Source organism: Alphaproteobacteria bacterium (genome assembly GCA_040220875.1).
In the GTDB taxonomy this organism is placed as follows: domain Bacteria; phylum Pseudomonadota; class Alphaproteobacteria; order JAVJVX01; family JAVJVX01; genus JAVJVX01.
This window is the reverse complement of the sequence record JAVJVX010000009.1, coordinates 467,572-493,341: the sequence shown is the minus strand read 5'-3', so window position 1 is coordinate 493,341 and position 25,770 is coordinate 467,572. Positions and strand designations below refer to the sequence as shown.

Sequence of the window (25,770 nt, the reverse complement as noted above, 5' to 3'; positions counted from 1 at the left end):
GCTAGCGGACGCGCTTGACGAAGGCGCCGGGCCAATAGGTGACCCGCTCCGTGATCAGCCCCTCGTTAAAGGGAAATGCCGGCTCCTCGATTTTGAAGCGGGAATCCTCGGCGACGAATTGAAGAGCCGCTTCCTTCGGGTTGTTCCAGGACCAGTCGGCTTCGGTGCGTGGCGCGCCCACGACCTCTCCCATCACGCCATCTGTCGCAACGATATAGGAGCCGACGGAAACCAGGTCGGCATACATCCTCAGCTCCTCCAGAACATGGTCCCTGGTATGGTTGCTGTCGAGAATCACCAGGACAGTATCGCTCTCCTTGACCTCCTCCCGCGCTCTCGCCCCGATATCCGGATCGATCGATGAACCTTCGATCAGCGTGATCCGGTCGAAGAACTCGTGGGACTCGATGGCGGCACGATTGTGCGGCCGGATTTCGATGTCTATGCCGACGACGCGGCCTTTTTTCATGGCCTCGAAAAGTGTGGCGTAAAAGACGAGGGACCCGCCATGGGCGACGCCCGTCTCGATCAGAATGTCGGGCTTGAGCGCGTAGATCACTTCCTGAATCCGGATCATGTCATCCGGCAGCTGAATGACCGGCCGGCCAAACCACGAGAACCCGTAGACATATTTGGTGTCCCAGCCCGCACGGATCCAGGCGCGTGAGACAGCCCGGAAGGCTTCTTGCGTGTCCATCCTGTGGGAGACCCGGTGCTGTCCCCCGGGTGCATCCTCCTCGGTCAGTATGACCACGCCTTTTTTCATGTCGATCTGGATCATGCCGTTTCGAGCTCCGCGCGCGACAGGGCGACCAGGCGCGTCATATCGGTGAGGAGAGAGGCGGGCCGGAAATCAAACTCCGCCCCCAGTCGCGAGATGTCGATCGGCGGGCAACGCACTATCGGCGCACCCTCGCCAACACGGATATCCGCCTGGCATAGCCGGGCGAGCCGGTCGCATATCTCGCCATGGGAAACGTTTTCACCGGCCGCCAGATTGTATAGCCGGTGCCGGCCCGCCAGCGCGATGGCGGGGAGCGTATCCACGACGTCACTGAGGGCGATGTAATCCTTTTCCGAGGCAAGAGATGTGTGCAGGCGGATGCGGCCCCGGACCGCCTGGCGCAGAACGGAGGTGAGAAAATTCTCCGAGGTGAAATCCGCGCCGTAAACATTGGAAAGCCGCACCACTCGGTAGTCGGGCCGGTCGAGGGCAAGAACAAGGGATTCGCCCGCGATTTTGCTCGCATTGTAGAGATGATCGGGCTTGGCCGGACTGAGAGTGAGCGGGGCTTCCTCGTGGGTCGGTCCGCCCTCGCAGCCATAAACCCGGGTTGAAGAGAGGTAGGTAAAGGAGCTGAATTTTCCCAGCGCCAGCAATTCGGCCAGAACACCGGTATGCGCGCGGAGCGTCTCGATGGGCTTGCGCCGGAAATCGGCCGTGAGCCCGATCGCATAGATCGCGTGACCGAAATCGGTCCCGGCCAGGAACCTGGCATCGGCTGTCTCCTCCCGGCCGGGGGTCAGCACCTCGTGTCCCTGGGCCCGGAGATAGCGGAGCTGGGCCGCCCCGATAAAACCTGTTGCGCCGAAAATTGTGAACTTCATGACCGGTACCCTGTGACGGTGGCGGGGATGCCGCGGCTGACCGAATAGGGAGGCAATTCGTCGCGCACGATCGTACCTGCGGCGATCACCGCGCCGGCCCCGATAACGGCGCCGTCCAGAATGACGCAATTGGCGCCGATCCAGACGTCATTTCCGATGCAGATTCCCCCGCGGCTTTCCTGAAATCCCTGCTCGACAATAAGACGTGAGCTGTCCTGGTAGGCATGATTGACGGGGGCAAAGGTGCAATTGGCGGCGATCGCACAATGCTCGCCGATGGTGATGCCGTTACCGGTATAGAGAACGCAGCCGGAATTGATGGTCGTGCCCCGGCCGATCACCACGTCGCCCATGCCGCCCGCCGGCTTGAACTTGACGAAGGAATCGATGCAAACGCCGGGATGTATGATGATGCGCGATCCGCGGACAGAATCCTCGATATCCGCAAGGGGGGAAATCCGAGCGTCTGGGGAGATCTCTAGCATGGTGCCATGTCCATATCGGGCAGCGCGGCGTCCCGCGCGCTGATTTCCGAAACCGGCAGCGGCCACGGGATTTCGATCGTCGGATCGTCGTAACGGATACCGGACGAGGCCTCGGGCTCGTAGGCTGTGGAGATCTGATAGAATACCTCGCTTCCGTCACAAAGCGTTTGGAAGCCGTGCGCGAAGCCCTCGGGGATATAGATGATCCGGCCGTTCTCGGCCGTGAGTTCGGTTGCGAACCAGCGGCCCCGCGTGCGTGAGCCGGGACGAATATCGACGATGACATCGAAGATCGCGCCGCGCGTGCAGCGGACCAGCTTGATCTCGGCGAAGGGCGTCTGCTGGAAGTGCAGGCCGCGCAGCGTCCCGGCCAGGCGGCTGTAGGATGTGCCGCACTGGATCCATTCGGTGTTCAGCCCCATGGCCCTGAATTCGTGCGCGCAATAGGTGCGGGCAAAGTAACCGCGCGCGTCTTCGTGACGTGTGGGATCTATGACGCAGGCTTCGCCCAAATCGATGGAGGAGAACAGCATGTCTCCGGTCTCCGGTCAGTCCAGCACCGTGAGGGCAGGAATGGGGACGACAAAGCGGCCGCCCCAGTCCCGGATATGCGACATGGAGCGTGTGATCTCCGCAGTCAGGTTCCAGGGCAGGATCAGGACATAATCCGGCCGCGCTTCGGTCAGGTGGCCCGGATCGAACACGGGGATTCGGCTGCCCGGCAGGAAAAGCCCTTGCTTGTGCGGGCTGATATCCACCGTGAAGGGAAGTAGATCGGCCTTGATGCCGCAGTAATTGAGGAGCGTGTTGCCTTTCGCGGGCGCGCCGTAGCCGGCTACCGTCTTGCCGGCTTCGCGTGCGTCGATCAGGAAGCGCAGCAGGTCGCGCTTGATCGTCCCGCATCTTTCGGAAAATCCGGCATAGGTCTCAAGCCGGCCCAAACCGGCCGCTTTTTCCGCGGCCCGGACCTCGGCCAGCCCCGCTTCCTCCGGCCGGCGGTTGATCGCGAGGCAGGCATAGATCCGGAGCGAGCCGCCATGGGTCGGCAGCCTGTCCACGTCGAAGATGGCCAGGCCGTGGGCTTCAAAGATCCGTTCGACGGCCAGGATGGAGAGGTAGGAAAAATGCTCGTGATAGATGGTGTCGAACTGGCTTTTCTCGAGCAGGTTGAGGAGATGGGGAAACTCCATCACCAGCACACCGTCGGGTTTGAGCACCACCGACAGGCCGCGTACGAAATCGTTGATGTCGGGTACGTGGGCCAGCACATTATTGCCGATCAGCAGGTCAGCCAGTTGTCCGCCACGAACCAGATGCCGTGCGGCCTCGACACCGAAGAACTCGACCAGGGTCGGAATGCCGTCGCGCTGGGCCGCCATGGCTATATTTGCGGCCGGCTCGATGCCCAGCACCGGAATACGTTTCCTGAGGAAATTCTTGAGGAGATAGCCATCGTTGCTGGCAACTTCCATCACCAGTGAGCGGGGCGTGAGACCGAAGCGCTCAACTGCCATGTCGGCGAAAGCGGCGGCGTGTTCCAGCCAGCTCTCGGAATACGAGGAGAAATACAGGTAATCGGAGAAAAGCTGGCCCGGAGTTTGGAAATCCTCGAGCTGGACCAGCTTGCAACTGTCGCAGACATAAGCGTGTAGCGGGTAGTAGGTCTCGCCCAGACGCATCTGGGTCGGCGTCCGATACGCATTGGCCGCGGGCGTGGTGCCGAGATCGACCAGGGTGGTGGTCAGGGGGGCGCGGCAGAAACGACAGTGGGAATGCCAACGCTCGCCTTCAAGCGGTGGGACGGATTGATTTGCCAGCGCCATCAGGCTGCCTCCTGAAATCGTTCGATCTGTGATGCTGTCTGAGCGGCGCAATCGGCGCCCCGTTGTTCTGCCTTGTACCAGGCCACCGTTTCCGCCAGCCCGTGGTCCAGCGTCCAGACTGGGCGCCAGCCCAGTTTCTGGTGCGCCTTGGCGCTATCGACGGCAAGCAGTGTCGCTTCGTAAGGACCGCTTTCATTGGCGTGATGCCAGTGAGCGCCGTCCCCCCAGAGTTCGCTGATCCGGTCTGCCAGCCAGGCGACCGGGCGGATATCGTCCTGCGCCGGGCCGAAATTCCAGGGACCTGCCGTGCCGTCGGGATCCGCTATCAGTTTTTCCGCCAGACAGAGATAGCCGTTGAGGGGTTCCAGTACATGTTGCCAGGGCCGGACGGCCTCGGGGTGGCGGATCGCGAGTGTCTGACCGCGAACAAAGGCGCGGATCGCGTCCGGTACCAGGCGTTCGGCCGCCCAATCACCGCCACCGATGATATTTCCGGCCCGGACCGTGGCGATGGCGCAGGGCGTGGCCTGGCTTGCGAAATAGGAGGCGCGGTAGGAATCGACCACGATTTCCGCCGCTGCCTTGCTCGCGCCATAGGGTTCCCGGCCGCCGAGACGGTCCGATTCGCGGTATCCCCAGGCCCATTCCTGGTTCGCATACACCTTGTCCGATGTCACGATCACCACCGCCCGCACGGAGGGGCAGTGCCGGATCGCCTCGAGCAGGTTGACGGTGCCCATCACGTTGGTCTCGAAAGTCTCGGCCGGTCGGCGGTACGCATCCCGAACAAGAGGCTGGGCGGCCAGGTGAAACACGATTTCGGGCTCGGCCGACAGAATGGCGTTCTTCAGAAGGATCGGGTCGCGAATATCGGCAATCAGCGAATGGAGGCGCGTTTCGAGTCCGGAGAGGGAAAAAAAGTTCGGACGCGTTGGCGGTGTCAATGCGTAGCCCGTCAGCCGGGCGCCGAGCTCGGCCAGCCAGAAGCTCAGCCAGCCGCCCATAAACCCGGTATGACCGGTCAGGAAAACAGCGCGGTTATGCCAGAATTCGGGTGTCATGCCGATAGTCTTTGCTCGTTCTCCACCCGCCAGGGTGCCTGACCCGATTTCCACATATGGTTGAGAAGCTCCATCTCCCGGAACGTGTCCATGCACTGCCAGAAGCCGTGATGCTGGTAGACTGCAAGCTGTCCGCGGGCGGCGAGCTCTTCGAGGATGCCTTCTTCCAGGCTGAAATTCTCTTCCGGCGAAACGCCGTTGAATGCGGCGCGTTCAAACACGAAAAACCCGCCATTGATCCAGCCTTCGGTAACCTGGGGCTTCTCGGCGAAGGAATCGACGAGTCCGTCCTGGATCGACAGCTCTCCGAAGCGGGAAGAGGGATGGACCGCCGTCACGGTCGCCAGCTTGCCCGATCGCCGGTGGTGCATCATGAGCTGGTTGAGATCGACATTGCTGACCCCGTCACCGTAGGTGGCAAAGAAGGTGTCTCCGCGCAGATACTTGAGGGCGAGGGCCATGCGCCGGCCGGTCAGCGACTCGCTGCCGGTCTCGGCCATCACCACGCGCCAGTCCTCGTCGAACTCGTTGGAAAGGGTTTCAATGCCGCCGCTGCGAAGATCGACCGCCACATCGCTGTTATGGCGGCGGTAATTGATGAAATAATCGCGGATAACGTCACCCCGGTAACCGAGGCAGAGGATGAAATTCCTCGGTCCATAGGCGCGGTAATGACGCATGATATGCCAGAGGATCGGATGCTTGCCGATCTCCACCATGGGTTTGGGCTTGAATTCCGTCTCTTCGCGCAGCCGCGTGCCGAGCCCGCCGCAGAGGAGAATCACATCCATCTCGTTGATTGCCATCATGGTGCTTTCCTGAACCCCCTGTCGGCCCGGTTTCGGCCATTTTCCGGTTGCCGAACTATGGTCCCAACAGGGTTAATCTTCACTTAAGGCGGCAGCGTCCGGCCGGCCTAGAACTCGTAGCGAACCGGATATTTCGGGTTCGGGAGAACGTATTGCCGGGCGATGTGGTGCTCGTTGTCGACCATGACCGGCGCCCTCAGGTTGCCGTAGATCTTGATGGTGTCGGCCTCCCGCTGGACGGTCACCACCAGCAGCACAACCAGATCGTCCCGCCCGATGCCAAGCGCCCGCGCGGCGTCGGCCAGGTCCTTGTCGTCGATCATGCCGCTTTCCGCATTGTACGGCGCCACGATGAAGGACAGGCTGGCCTCCGAAAGGCTTTGCAGGAGCATCATCGCACCCAGACCACTATCCGGCAGGGCCAGCAGACCGAACTCGCGAAAATCGGAATAGCCGATCAGCCCCTGAGGCATGGTCAGGGAATTTTGCGGGTCGAACGGCATCTCGCCAAACCGCGTCTCGATCATTCGCACCCCGTCGGGCGGCGGTTCTGCCGCGCTCGATTCGGTGTGGGTCAGTTTGGTTGCGTGCATGGTCAGTCCTCTCTTTGCTTTGCTCGGGACGGGATTAAAGGAAATTGGTCAATGTCAGACCCCGCATCACGGAAATCGTCGAAAAGGACGCCTCCATCGTGAGCTGCTCCTGACTCAATTGCGTCAGCGCCTTGCTGACATCGACGTTCTCGATATCTGAAATCCCCTGTTCGAGATAAAGCTGCAGGTCGGTATGGATTGTCTCCACGTCCTGAAGCTGCTTGCGAACGGCGCCAATGGAGCTGACGATCCGCGGAATGTCGTCAATGGCCTGATTCGTCACGCCGAGTGCTTCCTCCAGCACATCGCGGCTGGGCGGCTGCCCGGCAATACTGACGAGCTTGAGGGCGCGAATGATTTCCTCGAAACCCGCCTGATCCGCCGTCACCCCGTAGGTGATTGAAATATCGGTATCCGCGCGGACCGTGAGTTTCTGGGAGTCTCCCTGGAAATAACTCGTATCTGCCGAAGTCGGCATCGCCGGAAAGACCGAGAAGAAATCGGGATCGTCAATATCGACCGGCCGGGTATCCGTCCGGGTGCCGGAAAACAGGTAGCGTCCCTCGTGAGTCTTGTTGAGCTGCCCCGCCACTGTTTCCAGGAAGGCGCGGGCGTCGCTCACTAGCGTGAGGTCGCTGGCGTTATCCATGTTGAGGGCATTGATGAGCTGGGTGCGGAATTGCTTTGCGACATCGAAGGTCGTGCTGGCCGCATTCTCCATAAAGGTCAGCCGCTGGTCGGCTGCCTGAATGTTGCGCAGGAACTGTGCGGTGCGCTGATGGGACGTCTTGAGGTCGATCAGCCGCGACGTGTCCTGCAACTCCAGCCCCTGAAAGCGCTGCGCTGTCTTGCCGGAGGAGATCTGCACGTTGAGCTTGCCGATCCGCGATTGGGCGGCCGCCATGTTCGAGAGAAGCTGCGCGTGGGCGGCAATGTCGGTGATACGGGTCATATCCTGAACCTCCTATCGGCCAAGATTGACAAGGATTTCAAGGAGTTCCGCAGTCACGGAAATGACCCGTGCGTTGGCGGCATAAGCGTTCTGGAAGACCGTCATATTGGCCAGCTCCTCGTCGACATTGACACCGCTTTGCCCCGAGACCTTGCCGGACAGCTCGTTACGCATTATTGTCTGGAAATCGAGCGTGCTGTCGTTGAGCTGCGCCTGCGAGGCATTGAGCGAAACCATGGTCGCACCGAAGCCGGAGAAGGTCGTGTTCGTTGTCGCGATCCCGCCCGAGGTGCCAAACACGATGCCTTCGGAAAACTTTGCGGCGAGCGCCAGCGCTGTTCGATTGTCACCCGCACTGATGGCGGACCCGCCGACAGTAGGGGTCGCACTGGAGACCCGGCCACGCGAAATCAGGGACGGGTTGGATGCGATATCGCTCCTGAGCGAGATTGTGGTTGAAATGGCGTCGTCCCGCGTGCCGAGGCCGAGATCCCGGTACGCGCTGCCGCCGCCGGTTTCCGCGAAATGCAGTTCATCCCCATCCGGATCCGAAATCACGAGACGCACGCCGTCCCCGTCACTGACGACACTGGCGGTGGCGTTGCCGCCCTGGGCGGCGATCTGCGTCGTGATGTCTGTTGCCAGCGTCGTGAGGGTGGTCGCCGACGTGTAATTGACGGTGGCGGCAGCGGTCATGCCGGCGAAGCTGATCGTGAGCTGGCCGTCGGAGCCGACGGGGGTCGTGGCGGCGGTCTGTCGGGCTGATTCGTAGGCCGAATAAACTTCGCCCGAGACAAAGAAGTCGTTCAGCCCGAAGTAATGCGAAAAGCTACGGCCCGTCGTGACTTCCTCGGAGCCCTGGTCGTCGATCGCGACCCGGAAGCCGCCGGAGCCCTCGAGGACAAGCTGTCCGTTCACGATGGTGGCGTTGATATTTGTAAGATTGGCGTTGATATCCGCCGCCAGCGCATCAATCGAGACCGGGCCGAGGGCCGTAAGATCCAGATCGTAGAAATCCGCATCGGTGGGGGGCGTGCCGGGCGCGTAATTGCCGTTCTGGTCCACAAGGGCGAGACGCACCGTGCCTGTACCTGAAAAAATGTCGTTGGCGGTGTTGCCGAAGACGCGCGTACCGGTCAGGGTCGAGGCGGCGGGATGGCCGGCGCCGGTATTGTGAACGGCGTTGATTTCGTCGCGAATGGTGACCGTGAGGTTGTCGAGCTGGGCGCCGAAATTCGGCAGCACCTGGTCGCGCATCCGGATCGCGCCGGCCATGCGGCCGTCCGTGATCTCGGCCGTAATATCGACACCGCCCAGGAATATGCCGTCGATCCCGCTTCCCAGCGTCAGCCCCTGATCCATCTGTGAGGCCGTGGCATGGGATAGCGGGCGCACGAACCCGTCCAGCAGGGTCCGGCCGGTCTTGGTCAGAATCACGGCCTCGCCGGTATCGCGAACGAAGAAACTGTAGTCGATTTCCTTGGCCAGATCGCTCATTGCCTGGTCGCGTTGATCCTCGAGTTCGACCGAGACGCGATTGTTACCCTTGGCGTCGGCGATCTGCCTGTTCAACTGGTCGATCTGGCCCAGAAGCTCGTTAACGCGCGTTACGGAAGCGCCGACAGTCTGGTCTGCCTCGAGCCGGAGTTTCTGCACGCTGGCCGCCATCGAGTTCAGTTCGTTGACCAGATTTTGGGCCTCGTTGATTACCGCAATTCGCGCGTCCTCGGATTCCGGCGTGGTCGCCAGGACCTCGAGCGCCTGTTCGAGGTCGTTGATTTGCGAGCTGATATCGCTTCCGCTGGCCAACGAGCCAAACATGTCCTGCATGCGCCCGAAAATCTCGCTCTGATAGGTGAGGTTCTCGACCGCGGAAATCTGAATGCGTAAATCCGAGAGGAGCCCCTGGCTGACCGAGCGGCTCAGCCCGGTGACATTGACGCCAGCGCCCTGGCCGGCCAGCGTGCGCGCCTCCACGTCGACCGTCTTGCGGGTATAGCCTTCGGTATTCGCGTTTGCGATGTTGTTCGAGATCGTGTTCAGCGTTGTCTGGCTGTATTGCAGCCCGCTGACCGCGTTCTGAAGCGCTAGGGTAAGGCTCATGACCGTGGCTTTCCGTTAGAGGTCCATTACAGACGCTCGTTCACGCTGACTGAAATCGGCCTTCCGCCGGCATCGCCAGCGGATGCCCGCCCGGTCCTGCCGTAGCCGCGCTGACCGGTCGACTGGCTTTTTATGGCGTCAACGATTGTGACCATGACGCGCCGGTTCACCTCCTGGGCCGCGCGCAACGCGTTCATGTTGCGGTTGGCGAGTTCATTGAACTGCTTCAGTGTCTTCTCGACCGTCTGGCGCAGGATGGGCTCCATCTGGGCGATCGGCGCCGGATCGCGGGCCAATTCGCGCATCAGCGCCTGGTAGGCGTTTGCCAGCGCCACCTTGTCGTCCTGAAGGGTGGTAATCCGGGCCGGCTTCATCGCCTGGAGCAGCTTGTTCTCCTGCTCCAGGATGGCCGAGAGCCGGCTCGTGACCGCAATCAGATCTTCGGCGAGGCTGTTCGGGTCCATGTCAGTTCAACTCCTGCAGCTTGAGAATTTCCCGCTCCACCTGGTCGGCGATGCCTATTCCGCCAGTGGTCGAGATCACCTTTCCGTATTCCTGGTTCAGCATCGAGCGATAGATGTCTCCGCTCGGGCCGGAGCCGAAAAGTCCATCGGTTTTGATTCCGGCAAACATCTGGTCGAGCATTTTCGAGAGAAACACGGATTCGAATTCCTCGGCCGCCTGGCGTGCGTCACTCTTGGTCTGGGTGGCGCGGCGCACGATGGATTCGGGTGAATTGCGATCGCCCAGGCTCATTCGCGCCGCTTCGGTGAAATGGGAATCGATCATCACATCACCTCGATTTCGGCCTGCAGCGCACCTGCGGCCTTGATGGCTTGAAGGATCGAGATCATGTCACGCGGACCGACACCGAGCGCGTTGAGGCCGTTGACCAGTTCCGTCAGGTTCACGCCCGCCTCGAAGACTGTGAGCTGGCGCGTTTCGCCTTCGTCGACCTCGAGTTCCGTGCGCGGCACCTGGATCGTCTCGCCTGTGTTGGAGAACGGGTTGGGTTGCGAAACCTGGGGCGTTTCCGTAATCCGGATCGTGAGATTCCCCTGCGCGATCGCGACCTTGCTGATCCGAACCTGTTCGCCCATGACGATGACCCCGGACTTCTCGTCGATCACGACCCGGGCGACCTGGTCGGGCTGGACGATGAGTTGCTCGATTTCGGTCATCAGCGCCACGGCATTGCCTTCGTAACGCGGGGGCACGGCGACCCGGATCGTGCCAGGGTCAAGGGCCGCGGCCGCGCTGGTTTCGAGAAATTCGTTGATTGCCTCACTCACCCGCCGGGCGGTCGTGAAATCGGGGTTGCGCAACGAGACCTGGACAGTGGCGATCTGCGCAAGCTCGAACCCGACCTCGCGTTCGACGATGGCGCCGCCCGCGATCCGGGCGCTGGTGGGCACGCCCTTGGTTACCGAGCCGGCATTTCCGGCGGCGGAAAATCCCGCGACGGCGACGGGTCCCTGGGCGACGGCATAGACTTCGCCATCGGCGCCCAGCAGGGGGGTTACGAGGAGAGTCCCGCCGAGCAGACTTTCGGCATTGCCCAGCGCACTGACCGAGACGTCGATCCGGCTGCCGTGGCGGACGAAGGGCGGCATGGTGGCGGTCACGATCACGGCGGCGACGTTATCGGTATCGAGCTCCTCGTCGCGTGTATTGACGCCAAGCCGCTCCAGCATGCCGATGAGGCTCTGGCGAGTGAAGCTGGCATCATCGAGGTCGTCACCTGTGCCGTCGAGGCCGACGACGAGGCCATAGCCGACAAGCATGTTGTCCCGCACGCCCTGGAATTCGGCGATATCCTTGATGCGTGAGACGGCCGCCGCCGCCGGTCCGGCGTGAGAGACGGCGAGGCCAAGCGCGAGGAGAAGCGAGAGGCACCGCCGACCGAAACCGAATTTCTTAAAGCCCAAAAATACTGACACGTGATCTGACCCCGCCTGATCGCTTGCTGGTGTTCGAACCACTTTCGGAATGCGAACGGCGTGCCACGGTCGGCTCTGGAGCAACCTATTGATTTTATTTGCTTGTGCCTGAGGTTTCGGGTGCAGGATCCTCAGGGAACCGGGCAAGCGCTGCCGGGCTGGCGGGGTGGGTCGGCAAGTTCTGCCGGGCAACCATGCGCGGGTGTCGATGGCGCGGACACCCAGGGTTAACGCCCTGTTAAATCCGGACCCCTAGGCTGCGGGATAGGCGTCCGGGCAAGGACGTGGTCGGCCCCCGGCCGGCGCGCCCGCAGCCCCTGACGTATTCGCCGGAATCAGGGCGCGTGGCATGAGAATAGATCCCACCGGAGTCACCAGATCGACCCCGGCGCGAAAAACCAAACGCGCCGGTCCGACACCGTCGGCCTTCGCGGAACATCTCTCGCCCAAGGACTCCTCGGGCCAACCGGTGGCCGTCAGCCAGCCCGGTGCGCTCGACGGCCTCCTCGCCCTGCAGCAACATGACGAGCGCGCCCCCGGGAACATGGCTTCCGCCGGCCTGCAACGCGGGGCCGATTTGCTGCGCGATCTCGAGGATATCCGGGTGGGGCTTCTCCTCGGCCGGCTGGACCGCGCCACCCTGGAAAATCTCACCAGGAAACTCGAGAATAACCGGGACCGGCCCGCGGACCCGCGCCTGGCTGCGATTCTATCGGAGATCGAACTCCGCGCGGCCGTGGAGCTGGCCAAGCTCGTCCGCGGCACCCCCGGCGAAAAAATCAAATAAGCATCTGAAAAATAAAAAATTTTTTGAGGCAGGCGGTTCTTGCCCCCGTCTGGCTGCCTGCATATACTCCGCGCCGCCTGAAGTCGGAGAAAGGCAAGGGAGAAATGCCCAAGACCAAGCCGAAAAAGGCCGCATCCGCCCGGAAGACCCCGACAAGGGGCAAGAGGGCCGCGACCACGGCCAGCGGTGCCGGCGCGCCCCGAAAAGGGGCGGTCCGGAAAAAGGCGGCGCCGGCCAAGAAGACCCCGGCCAAAACAACGAGGGCCAAGGCTGGTAACAAGGCTGGCAACAAGACCGGTAACAAGACCGGCAACAAGGCTGGCAACAAGACCGGCAAGAAGCCGGCGCAGCGCAAGACCGCGGCGAAACGGCCCGCCCGGAGCAGGGTGGCCGGTTCGAAGACTGCCTCTCACAAGGTGGCGGCCCGGAAGAGCCCTGCGAAAAAGAGGGTGACCAAGACGAAGTCCGGAGGGAGGACGGCTTCGAGGAAAGCGGCGGTCAGGAAGGATACCGCTGGCCGCAAAGCATTGCGCAACTCTTCCAGGACAGTTCAAAAGCCCGTGCCTAAAACAACCAAATCGAAGGCGGCGGCCAAGAAGAAAACGGCCAGCCCGAAAACCCAGCACTCGTCTTCTGTGAAAACCGCGGCCAAGACGACCGGCGTAAAGAAGCCCCCCCGGACCGGCAGCCCCAAGACCAGGCGCGACAAGGCGCGCCAGGCGATGGAGAAGCGCCGGCGCATCAACGGTGAGGCCAAAAACACGATCCGTCCGCTTCTGCCGCCGGATTACCGACCCAGAGCGAGTGAACCCTTCATGAACGAATTGCAGCGTGAATATTTTCGGCAAAAGCTCCTGGCCTGGAAGGAGGATATCCTGAAAGAGTCGAGCGAGACACTGCAGCATCTTCAGGAGGAAAGCCTTCAGGAGCCCGATATTGCCGATCGCGCCTCGCAGGAGACGGACCGCGCGCTCGAGCTGCGTACCCGTGATCGCCAGCGCAAGCTGATCGCCAAGATCGACGCCGCGTTGCAACGGATCGAGGACGGCACCTACGGCTATTGCGAGGAGACGGACGAGCCCATCGGCTTGAAACGCCTTGAGGCCCGGCCGATCGCCACGCTGAGCATCGAGGCCCAGGAGCGGCACGAGCGGCTGGAGCGGACCTACCGCGACGAGTGAGCCGCGGGCCCGGCCCGCCTAGAACGGGAACAGGATGTCATAGACCTGCTGTCCGTAGCGGGGCTGCTGAACGTCCGAAATATGGCCCCGCCCGCCGTAGGAAATCCGCGCTTCCGCGATCTGCTCGAATCTGATGCTGTTGGTGGAGCTGATGTCCTCGGGCCGGATGATGCCGGCCACCTGCAACTCGCGCACCTCGTAATTCACGCGGATCTCCTGCCGGCCGACGATCACCAGATTTCCGTTGGGCAAAGACTGGGTGATGAGCGCCGCCACCGTCAGTTCCAGTTCTTCGGTACGGTCAATCTCGCCGTCGCCCTCGCTCGAGCTCTCGCTGCCGGCATCCACCAGGTTCGTAGGGTCCACCGCGTCGGGGAGGATCTTGCTGAGCTTGCTTTCCAGCCCTAGCAGCTTGTCCGCATTGGCGCTTTCGCTGTTCTTGCGCGAACGCCGTGTCTTGTTGTTGAACTTGGCGCCATCCTCGATATCGATCAGAACGGTCAGGAGATCGCCCACGCGGCCGGCCCTCTGGTCCTTGAAGAACGCCCGCGCTCCGGTGCGCCAAAGGGAGTTGGGCGTCCGCTCGGCCGTATGGGTCTCCGGCATGGGAATACTCACAGGCCGGTAACCCTCAAGCCGGGTCGGATCCTCGATCTGGGTCAAAACCGGCACCTCTCCGACCTGGCTCAGCCGGTCGACCGTGCTGCATGCGCTCAAGCCTGACATGGCGGCGGCAAGGGCGAGCGGCACGATGAGGCGCGAATAAAGAAAAGCCATGAATTCCACTCCCGGGCCGGTGGGCCGGCCTTAGTTCAGCGCCGCTACGCCAGCGCCGATCGACATCTTGTTGGTGATAACATCGGCGACCGACGGGCCGGCGACCTCGCCTTCGATGACCGAATTGCTGCGCAGGTTGAGAATTCGGATGACTTCGCGCCGGGCGCCGTCCTCCATGGCCTTGCCCTGCGCGATGAGCGTCATCCGGTCCGTGACATACCGTACCGTGACCATCTGGCCTTTTTTCACGATGATCGGCTCCTGTACGTCGCGGTGGCGCACCGGTTCACCCGCGCGAATGGCGCGCCGCGGGCTTTTTCCGATCAGTGCCTCCGCGTCGACGATATCCCGGCGGTCCAGCGCTTCCTTGCGCATTGAAAGCCACTCGATATCGCGTTTGCGGATCACCTTGCCCGGCGCCGCCCGTTCCGTCAGCACGGGGATCTCGATCATGTGATGAATCTGCCCCGACACCTGCACATCGTCTGGCCGGTCGCCAGCGCTTGGCAGGCGCAGGATTGCACGGAAACGCCCGGAATCATCGAGGCGCCGCAAATCGGCGACCGTGACCGGTCCGGTGGCGGTCTCGCTGACCTCGAAACGGAGGGTCTCGTTATCCAGGCTGAGCGACATCGTATCCGATCCGTGCCGCGGGCCCTCGCGCGCACTCCCAAGCGCCCTGATCAGGGCCGCCTTGATTTCACCGGCCGTGATGAGCCGGCTCGCACGCTCGATCTGAACGGTCTCGGTGCCGGTCGGCCGCCAGTCGAGCCCGTATGCCTGGGCGACTGACCGGAGCCACGCGCCGTCATAGGCGATGCTTCGTCCAGGGGCGGGTGCGTTGGCGACGACGGTGTCCGCATGCTCGCCTGCCCCCTGGAACACGTCTCCCAGCGTGACTTTCGGCGCACTGACGACAACGTGGTGACGCAACAGGGGCGTGTCGGCCCAACCCGCGCTCGAGAGGGCCATGGCGGCGAGGATCGTGAAGAAAAGGGTAAGCGGTCTCATCGCTGGGCCTACCTTAGCTGGGTGGTCGTGGACATCATCTGATCGGCTGTCTCGATCACCTTGGAGTTCATCTCATAGGCTCGCTGGGCGCGGATCAGCGAGGTAATCTCGGCCACCGCGTCCACGTTCGACGATTCCAGGAACCCCTGAATCAGGGAGCCGAATCCGGCTTCGCCGGGCACGCCGGCGATGGGGCCGCCGGAGGCGGCTGTTTCGGTGAGAAGGTTGCTCCCCTCGGCCTCCAGCCCGGCCTCGTTCGGGAACACGACAAGGCTTAACTGTCCGACATTGATGGGTGCGGCGACGCCCTGCTGAGAGACGATCACCTCGCCACTTTCGTTGATGGTCACGTTGGTGGCATCGTTGGGGATGGTGACACCCGGCTGGACCAGGTATCCCTCGGTCGTCACCAGTTCGCCGTCCGGGCTGACCTGAAACGATCCGGCACGGGTATAGCCGGTCTCGCCGGTGGGCAGGTCGATCTCGAAATATCCTTTGCCCTGAATGGCGATGTCGAAGGGGTTGTCGGTCTGGGTGAGAGTGCCCTGGTTGGTCATCCGATAGACCGCCGCCGCCTTCACACCCAGCCCCGTCTGCACGCCGGCCGGCGAAATAGTTCCGGCATCGGAGGAGGTGGAGCCGACCGCAAGCTGGCTCTGGTAGAGGAGATCCTGGAATTCGGCGCGCTGGCGCTTGTAGCCCGTGGTGTTCATATTCGAAATGTTGTTCGAAATGACGTCCACGTTTAGCTGCTGGGCAAGCATGCCGGTGGCGGCGATATCGAGTGACTTCATGGGATGTTCCCCGGTTTCTAATTGACTTCCGTCAGTTTCTGGATGGTTTGGCGCGACAGATCGTGATTCTGTTCGGTGATGCGCTGCACTGACTGGTAAGCGCGCAATACCTCGATCATGCGGGTAATTTCCATTACCGCCTGGACATTGGCGGTTTCCAGCACGCCCTGATGAATCTCATGCCCTTCGGCCTCGATCTCGGGCTGGCTTGCGGTGTAAAGCGTGTCCCCGGCATCGGTCAGGCTGTTCGGATCATCGAAGGTGACCACCTTGATCGTGCCCAGCACCCCGGCGGGGCCCGAAACCGTGCCGTCCCGGGCGATTGCGACCGGTCCGGCATCGGGCGGGATGACGATGGGGCGGTCATTGGTGTCGAGCACCAGTGAGCCCGATTTGGTGGTGAGCTGGCCGTCGAAATCCAGTTCGAAGCTGCCGTTGCGAGTGTATTGGGTGGTAAATCCGTTATCCACCTTGAAGAAGCCGGCGCCCCGGATCGCCAGGTCAAGCTCGCCACCGGTCGTTTTGAGCGGCCCTTCGGAAAAATCGCGCAGATCGGCGATGGTGGAAACGAAGGAGATGGCGTTCCCCTGCGGCGGGCGCGCCACTTTTTCCACCAGAAAAGTATGCCGTCCCTTGAAGGAAGGCGTTTCAGCATTGGCAATGTTGTGCGCAATGGAATCAAGCTGGCTGCGCAACACCATCTGCCGTGAAAGGGTGACATGGCCCAGTGTGGACATGCGGAAAACCTCGTAAACGCCGTTCTGTTCGTTTTCGCACCGCGCTCGAAGGGCAAGACGTCACCCGGCGCGAGTGCCGTGCGCCCCTCGTCTTGCATCTCGCGTGCCATGGTGGAAATGGCGCTAAATCAGCGGGATGGCTGATCGGCGCCCGGCAAAATCCGGTCTGTCAGGCCGCGCGATGCAGGGCTTGCCCGGCATTTTTTGCCGCATTTATTTGGCCGGCGTGCCGTGATTTCGCCGTAGCTCAACTTATCGTTAACAAAACCTGTTTAGGGTCCTGCCCATGAGACTTGCGGGGCAACACCTTATGTCCTGCCGGCAATTATTCACCGGGTTGGCGACGCGCTCGTCATCCGGGGCAGGGGCGAGCGGCTGACCGATGACAGATGTCACGAACGAAGAGGCTGAAGACGGCGGCCTCGAGGGCGAAGACCTCGAGTTGGGGCCGAAGAAAAGCTGGAACGGCAAGCGGCTTGTCCTTTTTATCATCCTGCCGGCGGTCATGTTCCTTCTCGCCCTGGGGGCCCTCTTTTTCGTGGCGGGACTGGGGTCCGAGGACGAGGCCGAAGTGGTGGCCGATGAGACTGTTGGCGAGGAGACGGCCGAGGCGCCGCCAGTCTATGTCGAGCTGCCCGAAATGCTCGTCAACCTCAACGCCGCCGGCCGGCGCACCAGCTTTCTCAAGATCAAGGTGGCGCTGGAAGTACCGGAGGAGAGCGATATCGCTACAGTCGAACTTCGCATGCCCCGGGTTATGGACCATTTTCAGGTCTACCTTCGTGAACTTCGGGCCGAGGATCTTCGAGGGTCGGCCGGAATTCACCGCCTGCGCGAGGAGCTTCTGGCGCGTGTCCGCGCAGCGGTTGAACCCATCAAGGTCAACGACGTCCTCTTTACCGAAATGCTCGTTCAGTGAGCCCGTCGAGGCCTTAGGCCCGTTACTTTTGGCCGGAGTCCTGAATGTCCGATACGACAGATCAAGCAGCAGAGAAGCCCGAAGACGACAATTCCGACGCTGACGCCGACGCGCTGGCGGCGGAATGGGAGGCGATGACCGACGGGGAAGGTGACGACTCCCAGGGCGGCGCCGATCACGTGCCGCAGAACCGCGTCCTCAACCAGGACGAGATTGACAGCCTGCTGGGCTTCGACGATGACGAAAATGGCTCTGGCGGGGGTGGTGTCAGCGCCATTGTGAACAGTGCGCTCGTTTCGTATGAGCGCCTGCCCATGCTCGAGGTCATCTTCGATCGGCTGGTGCGCATGATGTCCACCAGCCTGAGAAATTTTACCTCCGATAACGTCGAGGTTTCGCTCGATAACATCACGTCGGTCCGGTTTGGGGACTACCTCAACTCGATCCCGCTGCCGGCGATGCTGGCGGTGTTCCGGGCCGAGGAATGGGACGATTACGGGCTGATGACGGTCGACAGTTCGCTGATTTATTCGGTCGTGGACGTGTTGCTGGGCGGTCGTCGCGGAACGGTGCCGTTGGCCATCGAAGGGCGGCCCTACACGACGATCGAGCACACGCTGGTCGACCGGCTGATGCAGGTCGTCCTGTCCGATCTCAGCGCCGCTTTCGACCCTCTGAGCCCGGTCAATTTCCGGTTCGAGCGGCTCGAGACCAATCCCCGTTTCGCGACCATCGCGCGCCCGGCCAACGCCGCCATTCTGGCGCGTTTCCGGATCGACATGGAAGATCGCGGCGGACGCATGGAGTTGCTGTTGCCGTATGCGACGCTGGAGCCGATCCGGGAACTCCTCTTGCAGATGTTTGTTGGCGAGAAATTCGGCCACGACTCGATCTGGGAAAACCATCTCGCGACCGAGCTGTGGTCCACCGATATCGAGGTCACGGCGGTACTCGATGAGCAACTGATGTCGCTGACCCAAATCATGAACATCAGAGTGGGCGAGCGGCTGATGCTGGACGCCATGCCGGATTCCGACGTCAAGATCTGCTGCGGCGATATTCCCCTGTTTACCGGAAAAGTCGGGCGGTCCCGCGGCCGTATCGCGGTCCAGATCGACCGAAAGTCACGTGCTGATAAGGATAATTGAACATGACACTAGGCCTTTTTCTCGATGGTGCCCTCATCGTTCTGGTTGCGGTGATGATCGGGTTTTGTGTCGTGCTCAACAATCGCCTCAAGGTTTTCAAAAACAATGAGAACGAGATGGGTGGAATGCTGGCCGCCTTTCAGGCGGCGGCTGCGAGCGCGGAAAAGGGTGTCACCGAAATGAAGTCGGCCGGCGAGGGTCTGGTGCGGGATCTGGCGGCAGGCACGCGCGAAGGCAAAGCGCTTCGTGATGAACTGGATGTCATCCTGAGCAGCGGTCAGCGACTGGCTGATCGGTTGGAGGGATCGATCTCGGGTGCGCGCAGAACAATGGGCTCCCGGGCAAAAGAGGTGACGGAACCGGATGAGACTGTGCTTGGGTCCGGTGTGCCGCCGCGCCGCTCGGCGCTTCGTGAGGAGGTGCGTCGCCGGCAGGGTGAGCCTGGCCCGATGAGATCGCCGTCGCAGGCGGCGGAGGGGCTGTTGCGGGCCCTTGACGGGGGCCGATGATGGCCGCCAAACCCCGGCGCATGGTCAGATTTCGGGTCCTGCCGGTCGCCATTGGCTGCCTCGGAGTCCTGCTGAGCGTCAAAATCGGTGGCTTCTGGTCGGACATGACGGACCAGAACTCCGGTTTCAGCCTTCGGGCCAATCAGGCACAGGCGGCAGAGGAGACGGAAGAGGCGAGCGATCAGACGGAAAGCGCGGCCGCCGGTACGGAACCCGAGGACGTGGAGACGGATGGAGCGGTCGCGGACCAGGGAACGGCAGCGGGTTCGGCTGACGGGTTCGTGGATTTGAGCCAGATGACGGAGTCCGAGATACTGACTCTTCAACGTCTCGTGACCCGTCGCAACGAGCTGAAGGCATGGGAAGAAGATATTGCCATGCGCGATCGGTTGCTGAAAGCGACTGAAACGCGGGTCGAGCAGAAGATTGCGGAACTGACCCAGCTCAAAGGGACCGTAGAGGCCCTCATCGATAAATTTGACAAGCAGGAAGAAGCCAAGCTCAAGAGCCTGGTCACGATCTACGAGAAAATGAAGTCGAAAGACGCTGCGCGCATCTTCAATGATCTGGAGATGGATGTCCTTCTCAAGGTTCTCGGCCGGATGAAGGAAAGCAAGACGGCGCCGATCCTGGCCGATATGGACCCGGCGCGCGCGAAAGGTGTCACCCTCGAAATGGCCCGCCAGCGTGAACCCGCCGAGGTCGCCGAAAGACCTTGATCGGGATATCTCGTGTTAAGGGCAATTTAACCGCAATTTTTTAGGGTCATGGCGTGTCGGCTCGCTTGCCGGGATCGGGAGGGGGCCCTGAACCCGGCCAAAAAATGACAATGGAAAGTGACTTATGGCTGTTGATATGAATATGCCCATCCTGATCGTCGACGATTACAAGACGATGCTCAGGATCATCCGTAACCTCTTGAAACAGCTCGGGTTCAGTAATGTCGAGGAGGCTACTGACGGCAGCGCGGCACTCCAGAAGCTTCGCGCCAACGGGGGGTTCAAGCTCGTCATTTCCGACTGGAACATGGAGCCGATGACAGGCTTCCAGCTTCTCAAGGAGGTGCGTGCCGACAAGGACCTTAGTCCGACCCCGTTCATTCTGATTACGGCGGAGAGCAAGACAGAAAATGTCATCGCGGCGAAAGAAGCGGGCGTCAACAATTATATCGTCAAGCCCTTCAACGCTGCGACACTGAAAACCAAGCTCGAAAGCGTCATAGGCGCTTTCTAGAAAGAGTACTGAGGGGGACAGTAATGAGTTTTGCGTCCGACCAGGTCAGCAAGCTTTCCGCCGAAGTTGCAGAAATTCCCGATGCCGCGGCGCTCCAAGCGATGGTGGAGTCGGCTGTTGAATCTCTGGAGGGTGACGTGACTGCCTCTGACTTGCGCCTGCAGCAAGAACTGCTGGCTTTGGCCCGAACCATTGAAGAAACGCGGAAGGAAGTGACGGCCCTGCAGCCGGAGCACATCCAGACCCACGATATCCCGACCGCAACTGATGAGTTGGGTGCTGTGGTGGATGCGGCGGAGGAAGCCACGAACGTAATCCTCGAATGCGCCGAGGCGATCGAGGAAGTGACCGGTAGCCTCGAGGGCGAGGCGGCTGAGAAGCTGGAGATGGCGGTTACGAGAATTTATGAAGCCTGCAATTTCCAGGACATTACGGGTCAACGCGTAACCAAGGTCGTCAACACCCTCCGTTTGATCGAGCAGCGGGTTATCAAGCTTCTTGAAGTCGTCGATCCCGACGGCAGGCACAAGGAGACGGCCGCGGCGGTATCCAGTGAAGGAACCGCTGGCGCAACAACGGAAGCGGATCTTTTGAACGGGCCGGCAACGCCGGGCGAAGGCGCTACTCAGGAAGATATCGACGCCATTCTCGCCAGCTTCGACTAGGGTGGTGACCCGATGGCGGGCGACGAGATCAATGACCAGGTGGAGCCGGGCGCAATCCAGGTCTATCTCGGACTGTACCTGTTGCTCCTGGCAATTTTCGTCCTGCTTAACAGCCTGTCCAGTTACAACGACGTCAAGACCGAGGCGACCTTGAACAGTGTCAGCGAGACGTTCGCCGACGCGACGAAAGGGCAATACCGGGGCGAGCGCTTCGTCGCGAGCGTCGGGCTGTCGCCCGGCGCCGACCCTTACATCGACCGGATCTCCAGTCTGGTCCAGACGGCGTTGCCGCTTGCACAGGTAGAGGTGGTCCATGGCGGGCAGGTGCTCAAGGTGGAAATTCCGGCCGATGTTTTCTTCGTGCCGGGTGACGCCCGGCTTCGGCCCGAATCGGCGCGGTTTCTCGACAATCTCGTGGTCTCGCTGGAGAGGGAGGCCTCACGCCGATTCGATCTCCAGTTTCTCACCGGGTCGCATTGGATTTCAGATGAGGAGCTGGCCGGCACGCCGCCGGTTTCTCTTCGCCGCGCGGGCGCTTTCGCGGCGGCACTCGTCAGCCGCGGGGCGGGCGCGGGGACGGTGCTTTCCGGCGTCGACCGGGGAGATGCCGACATGGTTCGGATCCTGATCGCGCCGAGCGACGCGGCCGGCGGCTCGGCACTGCCCGCAATTCCCCCACCCGGCGGCAAGGCAGGCCGATGACTGTAACCGGCGACATGGCGGAAACCCAGACACGGCCCGGCGCCGATTGGCCGCCAGGCGGGGATCATGCGGGCGAGAGCGTCCCGTCGGGGGCCTGGCTTGTCATCTTCACTGATGTGGTGGCGCTGCTTCTTACCTTTTTTGTGCTGCTGTTCGCCATGAAGCAGATCGAGGGAGATAGGTTCGAAGCGCTGACGACCGCCTTGTCGACGCAAAGCGCCCCCGCGCGCGAGGCCGAAAAACCAAGATCTGATACCCAGAAGAACGCCCAGTTGCTGCGGCCCAATGCGGCGGCCGACCTCGATTATCTGGCGGGGATTATCGAAAGCCAGAGTCTGGTCGGTCAGAGACTGGCCGCGGCCGAAATGATGGTGGAGGAAGACAGGCTCGTGATTTCGCTGCCGGGCTGGCTGCTGTTCGAGGGCGGAAGCGTCTCGCTTCGTCCCGAAGGCAGCGAGGCCCTTGATGCCTTCGGTGGCATTCTTCGCCATATCGGCAATCAGGTAGAGGTCCATGGCCATGCCGCCGCCCCTGTCTCCGCCACGGGACCGGGCGGAAGCTTCGACCAGAACTGGAATCTGTCCGCCAGCCGGGCCATCGTCACCGCCAACGCACTCAAGGCGGCCGGCTATACGCGCGGCATCGGAAGCTTCGGATATGGCGCGCCACAGGCGGGAAGGCCTGCGTCCCTGCCGGGAGGTGGCGCACTTCCGGCCGATCGCGTCGACATCATCATAAGAGCGAGGAAAGCGGAGTGAGCGCGAAAGACGCCATTCGGGCCGTCGCGGCCGGGCTGGCCGTTATGGCGCTGGTCGCAGCCATCGGCGCCGGGCAACCGGCCCGCGCCGCGGAAGATCTGACGGTGCGTGGCTGGGATCACGGCACGTTCGGCCGGCTGGTCTTCGATTGGGGCCGGCCGGTTGGCCATGAAATCTCCCGGGACGACCGGCGGCTCACGATCGTCTTTGACGCACCCTTCAGGGCCGATTACATGAAATCGGTGCGGGCTTTGCGGCGCTATGTCGCCGGGACCGAGGCTGCCGCCGATGGCCGGGGGATCACTCTGCGCCTCACCGGACCCATGACGTACCGGAGTTTCGTCGATTCGGGCAATGTCGCGATCGACCTGATGCCGGCGAAAGTGGCCCCGTCCGGTCAGGCGGCCGGCAGGGTCCGCGTGCGGGCGGGTGAACACAAGGCATTCAGCCGGCTCGTCGTGGACTGGCCGGCGCATGTGCCTTATCGCGTTGATCAGCAGGAGAACCGTGCCGATATCCGTTTTCAGGCGACGGCGACTCTGGATCTGAGCGATCTCGAGCGAGAGGTGCCGCAACATTTTGCCGATGCAACTGTCCTGAGCGAGGGCAAGGACTCGGAAACGACCCTGCGCTTGACCCTGCGCAACGATGCCCGGCTCCGACATTTCCGGCTCGGCCACAAGGTCGTTCTGGATGCGCTGCCCGCGCCGGCAGCCCCCGCGGCGCCGCAGACCGCCGAGCCTCTCCAGCCGCCCCAGCCCCTTCTGGCGCACGGGCAGGCCTCGCTCGACGTGGCCGCGGCGGAAAGCAGCCTGGGCCTGGTCAAGCTGACCTTTCCCTGGCCCAAATCTGTCGCCGCCGCCGCTTTCAACCGGGCCGGCTATTTGTGGATCGTCTTCGATGCCCCGGCGCGGATGACGCTCGATCAGCTCAAGGCCGACGATACAAGGTTCAACCGTCAGGTACAGGCCGGCAACGCTCCCTCCGCCGCGGGGGGCGCCGCCTATCTGCGCCTCGGCAATCCTTCCAACTATCAGCCCAGCCTCCAGCGCGACGGCACTCACTGGATCGTCGAACTCAAGGAAAGTCCGGCACAGTTAATCAAGCCGGTGGACGTGGTAACGCGGCCCGGCGGACCCGCCGGCGGCAAAGTGGTGCTGCCCGTCACCGACGCATCCCGGCCGGTCCATCTGGCCGATCCCGAAGTGGGCGATCGGCTGATCGTCGTGCCGCTCAAGGATCTGGGACAGGGGCTGGCACAGGACCGGGCCTTTGCCCAGTTCACCCTGCTACAATCAGCGCAGGGCCTTGTCGTGAGTCCCCGGGTCGAGGCACTCGATGTCTCGGTCGTGGCCAAGGCCGTCGAAATCGGCGCCGACGGACCGCTCTACCTCTCGAGCGCCGCGCAGAGCGCCCTCCCGGCGCCCGATACCGCGCCAGGGCCTTACATCCTGCCTGTGGAACATTGGCGGGGGGCGCCCGAACTCTCCTTCGTCGAGAAAAAGCAGGCCATCGAGTCCGCGCTGGCCGCGGCCCCCGAGGCCGATCGTAACCGGCTGCGGCTCGAACTGGCGCAATTGAATTTCGCCTTTGGAATCACCCGCGAGGCTGCCAGCCTCGTCGATTTCATGGTGTCCTATGACCCTCGCATCCTGGAGGCGCCGGATGTGCGGGCACTTCGCGGTGCCAGTCATCTCATGGCCGGCAACCTGACGGCTGCGGGCGAGGATCTCGGTCATTCGAGTCTCGATGACGAGCCCGGCATCGCCCTGTGGCGGGCGGCGCTGGCGGGTGCGCGGGAAGAATGGGGGAGCGCCGTCATCGGTTTTCGTGAAGCCGGCGAACGGCTCCTCAGCCTGCCCGCTCCCTACGCCGTCAGGCTTGGTCTGGAAGCGGCCGAGGCCGCGGTCCAGGCGGGCCAGTATCAGACCGCTCAAAGCTATCTGGCTGCCTTGCAGGACCAGCGGCTTTCCGCTCCCGAGAGCAATGTCTGGGCCTATCTCCGGGGTCGGGTGCTGGCCGGTCTTGGCCGGCCCGAGGATGCGCTCACAATCTGGGAAGAGGTGGCGCGCGGCACGGATCGGCGCAGCCGTGCCCTGGCCGCCTTCGAAACCGTGCGCCTGCTGCTCGATCTCGACCGGATCACGCCCGAGGAAGCGATCGAGGAGCTGACGCGCCTGCGCTTCGCTTGGCGGGGAGATTCCTTCGAATTCAATCTCCTGCGTCAGATGGCGGGGCTTCAGGAAGACCTTGACCGGCCCCGCGAGGCGCTATCCACATTGCGTGACGCGGCCACCGCCTTTGCCGGACGTCCCGAAGTTCCGGCCATCACCCAGCGCATGGGGGAGATCTTCCAGACACTCTATCTCGACGGCGACGCGGACAGGCTTTCGCCCCTGGAGGCGCTGTCTATCTACGAGGAGTTCCGCGAACTCACGCCGGCGGGCGCGGCGGGCGACAGGCTTGTACGTAACCTGGCCGAACGCCTCGTCGCGGTCGATCTGCTGGATCAGGCGGCATCTCTGCTCGATCACCAGATCGAATTCCGCCTTGAAGGCGAGGAAAAGGCACTGGCTGGTCAGCGACTGGCCGAGATCCGTCTGCTCGACAACGATCCGGAGGCGGCACTCGGGGCCCTTGCGGCGAGCGAAGTGGATCCCGTCGCGGCGTCCGTCGCCGGTGCGCGCGGTCGTCTGGCGGCCCGTGCCCTGAACGAGCTCGGGCGGGGCGAGGAGGCCCTCACGCGGCTCGCCGGCGACGTGGGCCCGGCGGCCGAACTGCTGCGGGCCGAGATACATATGGACGCCAAGGCCTGGAAACGGGCGGCCTTCAGTTATGCCACCTATGCGCTCGAGGAGCTCGGGAGTAGCAACGAGCTCGACCCGGCCGCGCAGCGGATCATCCTGCGCTGGGGGATGGCGCTTGGCCTGGCGGGAGATGAACAGGCACTGGGCGAGTTACGGCGGAAATACGAGGTCGCCATGACGGCGGGGCAATTCGCCAAGGATTTCCGGGCGCTTACCAGCCACGAAACGAGCCCGCCCCGCACCCTCGACGCCGTCTCGGCGCGTGTCGCTGAGGCCGGCGCCTTCGCATCGTTCCTGGACTCGTATCGAAACCGGAAAAACAGTACGCCTGACGCGGCTGAGCCGGCGAACGAATAGACGGTGTTCCC

28 protein-coding genes are annotated in these 25,770 nt (G+C 62.5%); 11 read left to right on the top strand and 17 right to left on the bottom strand.

Going from position 1 to position 25,770, the window contains the following annotated elements:
* Nucleotide 1 precedes the first annotated feature (1 nt).
* From RLQ26_11830 to RLQ26_11770, 13 genes are all read right to left on the bottom strand, one after another.
* Complete coding sequence (locus RLQ26_11830) at nucleotides 2-781, bottom strand: CmcI family methyltransferase (GenBank protein MEQ9089413.1); 780 nt, start codon at nucleotides 779-781, stop codon at nucleotides 2-4.
* Nucleotides 778-1,608 (bottom strand): SDR family oxidoreductase, encoded by an 831-nt coding sequence (locus tag RLQ26_11825; GenBank protein MEQ9089412.1) that lies wholly within the window; start codon nucleotides 1,606-1,608, stop codon nucleotides 778-780. The genes RLQ26_11830 and RLQ26_11825 overlap by 4 nt, the downstream gene beginning before the upstream one ends.
* Entirely contained in the window at nucleotides 1,605-2,093 is a 489-nt protein-coding gene (locus RLQ26_11820; GenBank protein MEQ9089411.1) for an acyltransferase, read from the bottom strand. Before RLQ26_11820 ends, RLQ26_11825 begins: the two co-directional genes overlap by 4 nt.
* Nucleotides 2,087-2,626, bottom strand: a complete 540-nt coding sequence (gene rfbC, locus RLQ26_11815; protein ID MEQ9089410.1) for a dTDP-4-dehydrorhamnose 3,5-epimerase — start codon at nucleotides 2,624-2,626, stop codon at nucleotides 2,087-2,089. The genes RLQ26_11820 and rfbC overlap by 7 nt, the downstream gene beginning before the upstream one ends.
* A 15-nt stretch (nucleotides 2,627-2,641) precedes the next feature.
* The gene (locus RLQ26_11810; protein ID MEQ9089409.1) at nucleotides 2,642-3,916 is read right to left on the bottom strand and encodes a class I SAM-dependent methyltransferase; all 1,275 of its coding nucleotides are present in this window, start codon (nucleotides 3,914-3,916) and stop codon (nucleotides 2,642-2,644) included.
* Complete coding sequence (rfbG, locus tag RLQ26_11805; GenBank protein MEQ9089408.1) at nucleotides 3,916-4,977, bottom strand: CDP-glucose 4,6-dehydratase; 1,062 nt, start codon at nucleotides 4,975-4,977, stop codon at nucleotides 3,916-3,918. The genes RLQ26_11810 and rfbG overlap by 1 nt, the downstream gene beginning before the upstream one ends.
* Nucleotides 4,974-5,786, bottom strand: coding sequence for a glucose-1-phosphate cytidylyltransferase (gene rfbF, locus RLQ26_11800; GenBank protein ID MEQ9089407.1), 813 nt, complete (start codon nucleotides 5,784-5,786; stop codon nucleotides 4,974-4,976). Before rfbF ends, rfbG begins: the two co-directional genes overlap by 4 nt.
* Nucleotides 5,787-5,893: 107 nt before the next feature.
* Nucleotides 5,894-6,379 (bottom strand): flagellar assembly protein FliW, encoded by a 486-nt coding sequence (locus RLQ26_11795; protein ID MEQ9089406.1) that lies wholly within the window; start codon nucleotides 6,377-6,379, stop codon nucleotides 5,894-5,896.
* A gap of 34 nt (nucleotides 6,380-6,413) precedes the next feature.
* A complete protein-coding gene (locus tag RLQ26_11790; protein MEQ9089405.1) occupies nucleotides 6,414-7,331 on the bottom strand; it encodes a flagellin in 918 nt (305 codons plus the stop codon).
* Nucleotides 7,332-7,343: 12 nt separating this feature from the next.
* On the bottom strand, nucleotides 7,344-9,434 hold the full coding sequence (gene flgK / locus RLQ26_11785) for a flagellar hook-associated protein FlgK (GenBank protein MEQ9089404.1): 2,091 nt from the start codon (nucleotides 9,432-9,434) through the stop codon (nucleotides 7,344-7,346).
* Nucleotides 9,435-9,460: 26 nt separating this feature from the next.
* A complete protein-coding gene (locus RLQ26_11780) occupies nucleotides 9,461-9,898 on the bottom strand; it encodes a hypothetical protein (protein MEQ9089403.1) in 438 nt (145 codons plus the stop codon).
* Nucleotide 9,899: 1 nt separating this feature from the next.
* The gene (locus RLQ26_11775) at nucleotides 9,900-10,223 is read right to left on the bottom strand and encodes a rod-binding protein (GenBank protein MEQ9089402.1); all 324 of its coding nucleotides are present in this window, start codon (nucleotides 10,221-10,223) and stop codon (nucleotides 9,900-9,902) included.
* Complete coding sequence (locus tag RLQ26_11770; GenBank protein ID MEQ9089401.1) at nucleotides 10,223-11,374, bottom strand: flagellar basal body P-ring protein FlgI; 1,152 nt, start codon at nucleotides 11,372-11,374, stop codon at nucleotides 10,223-10,225. Before RLQ26_11770 ends, RLQ26_11775 begins: the two co-directional genes overlap by 1 nt.
* Before the next feature lie 349 nt (nucleotides 11,375-11,723).
* On the opposite strand from RLQ26_11770, the gene RLQ26_11765 reads away from it, so the two are divergent.
* Both RLQ26_11765 and dksA read left to right on the top strand, forming a co-directional pair.
* Complete coding sequence (locus RLQ26_11765) at nucleotides 11,724-12,161, top strand: flagellar assembly protein FliX (GenBank protein ID MEQ9089400.1); 438 nt, start codon at nucleotides 11,724-11,726, stop codon at nucleotides 12,159-12,161.
* A gap of 815 nt (nucleotides 12,162-12,976) precedes the next feature.
* Nucleotides 12,977-13,342, top strand: a complete 366-nt coding sequence (gene dksA, locus RLQ26_11760; GenBank protein ID MEQ9089399.1) for an RNA polymerase-binding protein DksA — start codon at nucleotides 12,977-12,979, stop codon at nucleotides 13,340-13,342.
* An 18-nt stretch (nucleotides 13,343-13,360) separates the two neighbouring features.
* Here the strand turns inward: dksA and flgH are convergent, their stop codons facing one another.
* The 4 genes from flgH to flgF are packed head-to-tail and all read right to left on the bottom strand — an operon-like array spanning nucleotide 13,361 to nucleotide 16,661.
* Nucleotides 13,361-14,119: a flagellar basal body L-ring protein FlgH gene (flgH, locus tag RLQ26_11755; GenBank protein ID MEQ9089398.1), complete on the bottom strand. Its 759-nt coding sequence runs from the start codon at nucleotides 14,117-14,119 to the stop codon at nucleotides 13,361-13,363.
* Nucleotides 14,120-14,149: 30 nt separating this feature from the next.
* Nucleotides 14,150-15,130 carry a flagellar basal body P-ring formation chaperone FlgA gene (gene flgA, locus RLQ26_11750; GenBank protein ID MEQ9089397.1) on the bottom strand — a complete coding sequence of 327 codons (981 nt, stop codon included), beginning with the start codon at nucleotides 15,128-15,130 and terminating at the stop codon, nucleotides 14,150-14,152.
* An 8-nt stretch (nucleotides 15,131-15,138) separates the two neighbouring features.
* Complete coding sequence (gene flgG / locus RLQ26_11745; protein ID MEQ9089396.1) at nucleotides 15,139-15,924, bottom strand: flagellar basal-body rod protein FlgG; 786 nt, start codon at nucleotides 15,922-15,924, stop codon at nucleotides 15,139-15,141.
* 17 nt (nucleotides 15,925-15,941) lie between these two features.
* Nucleotides 15,942-16,661 (bottom strand): flagellar basal-body rod protein FlgF, encoded by a 720-nt coding sequence (gene flgF / locus RLQ26_11740; GenBank protein MEQ9089395.1) that lies wholly within the window; start codon nucleotides 16,659-16,661, stop codon nucleotides 15,942-15,944.
* Between the two features lie 382 nt (nucleotides 16,662-17,043).
* Between flgF and RLQ26_11735 the strand changes: the two genes are divergently transcribed.
* The 9 genes from RLQ26_11735 to RLQ26_11695 all read left to right on the top strand — a co-directional run bounded on the left by RLQ26_11735 (nucleotide 17,044) and on the right by RLQ26_11695 (nucleotide 25,759).
* Nucleotides 17,044-17,580: a flagellar basal body-associated FliL family protein gene (locus tag RLQ26_11735; GenBank protein ID MEQ9089394.1), complete on the top strand. Its 537-nt coding sequence runs from the start codon at nucleotides 17,044-17,046 to the stop codon at nucleotides 17,578-17,580.
* Between the two features lie 44 nt (nucleotides 17,581-17,624).
* A complete protein-coding gene (gene fliM / locus RLQ26_11730) occupies nucleotides 17,625-18,728 on the top strand; it encodes a flagellar motor switch protein FliM (GenBank protein ID MEQ9089393.1) in 1,104 nt (367 codons plus the stop codon).
* Nucleotides 18,729-18,730: 2 nt separating this feature from the next.
* Nucleotides 18,731-19,237 (top strand): DUF6468 domain-containing protein, encoded by a 507-nt coding sequence (locus tag RLQ26_11725; protein ID MEQ9089392.1) that lies wholly within the window; start codon nucleotides 18,731-18,733, stop codon nucleotides 19,235-19,237.
* Nucleotides 19,237-19,956: a flagellar protein FlbB gene (locus RLQ26_11720; GenBank protein MEQ9089391.1), complete on the top strand. Its 720-nt coding sequence runs from the start codon at nucleotides 19,237-19,239 to the stop codon at nucleotides 19,954-19,956. Before RLQ26_11725 ends, RLQ26_11720 begins: the two co-directional genes overlap by 1 nt.
* A gap of 124 nt (nucleotides 19,957-20,080) precedes the next feature.
* A complete protein-coding gene (locus RLQ26_11715; protein MEQ9089390.1) occupies nucleotides 20,081-20,470 on the top strand; it encodes a response regulator in 390 nt (129 codons plus the stop codon).
* 23 nt (nucleotides 20,471-20,493) lie between these two features.
* Nucleotides 20,494-21,135, top strand: coding sequence for a protein phosphatase CheZ (locus RLQ26_11710; protein MEQ9089389.1), 642 nt, complete (start codon nucleotides 20,494-20,496; stop codon nucleotides 21,133-21,135).
* A 12-nt stretch (nucleotides 21,136-21,147) separates the two neighbouring features.
* Nucleotides 21,148-21,837, top strand: coding sequence for a hypothetical protein (locus RLQ26_11705; GenBank protein MEQ9089388.1), 690 nt, complete (start codon nucleotides 21,148-21,150; stop codon nucleotides 21,835-21,837).
* On the top strand, nucleotides 21,834-22,595 hold the full coding sequence (locus RLQ26_11700) for a flagellar motor protein MotB (protein MEQ9089387.1): 762 nt from the start codon (nucleotides 21,834-21,836) through the stop codon (nucleotides 22,593-22,595). Before RLQ26_11705 ends, RLQ26_11700 begins: the two co-directional genes overlap by 4 nt.
* Nucleotides 22,592-25,759, top strand: a complete 3,168-nt coding sequence (locus tag RLQ26_11695; GenBank protein MEQ9089386.1) for a hypothetical protein — start codon at nucleotides 22,592-22,594, stop codon at nucleotides 25,757-25,759. Before RLQ26_11700 ends, RLQ26_11695 begins: the two co-directional genes overlap by 4 nt.
* The last annotated feature ends 11 nt before the right edge of the window (nucleotides 25,760-25,770 follow it).

What these genes read in the sequence shown, in the direction of transcription:
- rfbF (MEQ9089407.1), bottom strand. Translation starts at nt 5,786, where the DNA reads ATGATGGCAATCAACGAGATGGATGTGATTCTCCTCTGCGGCGGGCTC.
- flgA (MEQ9089397.1), bottom strand. Translation starts at nt 15,130, where the DNA reads ATGAGACCGCTTACCCTTTTCTTCACGATCCTCGCCGCCATGGCCCTC.
- flgK (MEQ9089404.1), bottom strand. Translation starts at nt 9,434, where the DNA reads ATGAGCCTTACCCTAGCGCTTCAGAACGCGGTCAGCGGGCTGCAATAC.
- RLQ26_11780 (MEQ9089403.1), bottom strand. Translation starts at nt 9,898, where the DNA reads ATGGACCCGAACAGCCTCGCCGAAGATCTGATTGCGGTCACGAGCCGG.
- RLQ26_11820 (MEQ9089411.1), bottom strand. Translation starts at nt 2,093, where the DNA reads ATGCTAGAGATCTCCCCAGACGCTCGGATTTCCCCCCTTGCGGATATC.
- RLQ26_11725 (MEQ9089392.1), top strand. Translation starts at nt 18,731, where the DNA reads ATGACACTAGGCCTTTTTCTCGATGGTGCCCTCATCGTTCTGGTTGCG.
- RLQ26_11825 (MEQ9089412.1), bottom strand. Translation starts at nt 1,608, where the DNA reads ATGAAGTTCACAATTTTCGGCGCAACAGGTTTTATCGGGGCGGCCCAG.
- flgH (MEQ9089398.1), bottom strand. Translation starts at nt 14,119, where the DNA reads ATGGCTTTTCTTTATTCGCGCCTCATCGTGCCGCTCGCCCTTGCCGCC.
- RLQ26_11735 (MEQ9089394.1), top strand. Translation starts at nt 17,044, where the DNA reads ATGACAGATGTCACGAACGAAGAGGCTGAAGACGGCGGCCTCGAGGGC.
- RLQ26_11765 (MEQ9089400.1), top strand. Translation starts at nt 11,724, where the DNA reads ATGAGAATAGATCCCACCGGAGTCACCAGATCGACCCCGGCGCGAAAA.
- RLQ26_11705 (MEQ9089388.1), top strand. Translation starts at nt 21,148, where the DNA reads ATGGCGGGCGACGAGATCAATGACCAGGTGGAGCCGGGCGCAATCCAG.
- fliM (MEQ9089393.1), top strand. Translation starts at nt 17,625, where the DNA reads ATGTCCGATACGACAGATCAAGCAGCAGAGAAGCCCGAAGACGACAAT.
- rfbC (MEQ9089410.1), bottom strand. Translation starts at nt 2,626, where the DNA reads ATGCTGTTCTCCTCCATCGATTTGGGCGAAGCCTGCGTCATAGATCCC.
- RLQ26_11775 (MEQ9089402.1), bottom strand. Translation starts at nt 10,223, where the DNA reads ATGATCGATTCCCATTTCACCGAAGCGGCGCGAATGAGCCTGGGCGAT.
- dksA (MEQ9089399.1), top strand. Translation starts at nt 12,977, where the DNA reads ATGAACGAATTGCAGCGTGAATATTTTCGGCAAAAGCTCCTGGCCTGG.
- RLQ26_11830 (MEQ9089413.1), bottom strand. Translation starts at nt 781, where the DNA reads ATGATCCAGATCGACATGAAAAAAGGCGTGGTCATACTGACCGAGGAG.
- RLQ26_11715 (MEQ9089390.1), top strand. Translation starts at nt 20,081, where the DNA reads ATGGCTGTTGATATGAATATGCCCATCCTGATCGTCGACGATTACAAG.
- rfbG (MEQ9089408.1), bottom strand. Translation starts at nt 4,977, where the DNA reads ATGACACCCGAATTCTGGCATAACCGCGCTGTTTTCCTGACCGGTCAT.
- flgG (MEQ9089396.1), bottom strand. Translation starts at nt 15,924, where the DNA reads ATGAAGTCACTCGATATCGCCGCCACCGGCATGCTTGCCCAGCAGCTA.
- RLQ26_11795 (MEQ9089406.1), bottom strand. Translation starts at nt 6,379, where the DNA reads ATGCACGCAACCAAACTGACCCACACCGAATCGAGCGCGGCAGAACCG.
- flgF (MEQ9089395.1), bottom strand. Translation starts at nt 16,661, where the DNA reads ATGTCCACACTGGGCCATGTCACCCTTTCACGGCAGATGGTGTTGCGC.
- RLQ26_11790 (MEQ9089405.1), bottom strand. Translation starts at nt 7,331, where the DNA reads ATGACCCGTATCACCGACATTGCCGCCCACGCGCAGCTTCTCTCGAAC.
- RLQ26_11710 (MEQ9089389.1), top strand. Translation starts at nt 20,494, where the DNA reads ATGAGTTTTGCGTCCGACCAGGTCAGCAAGCTTTCCGCCGAAGTTGCA.
- RLQ26_11810 (MEQ9089409.1), bottom strand. Translation starts at nt 3,916, where the DNA reads ATGGCGCTGGCAAATCAATCCGTCCCACCGCTTGAAGGCGAGCGTTGG.
- RLQ26_11700 (MEQ9089387.1), top strand. Translation starts at nt 21,834, where the DNA reads ATGACTGTAACCGGCGACATGGCGGAAACCCAGACACGGCCCGGCGCC.
- RLQ26_11720 (MEQ9089391.1), top strand. Translation starts at nt 19,237, where the DNA reads ATGGCCGCCAAACCCCGGCGCATGGTCAGATTTCGGGTCCTGCCGGTC.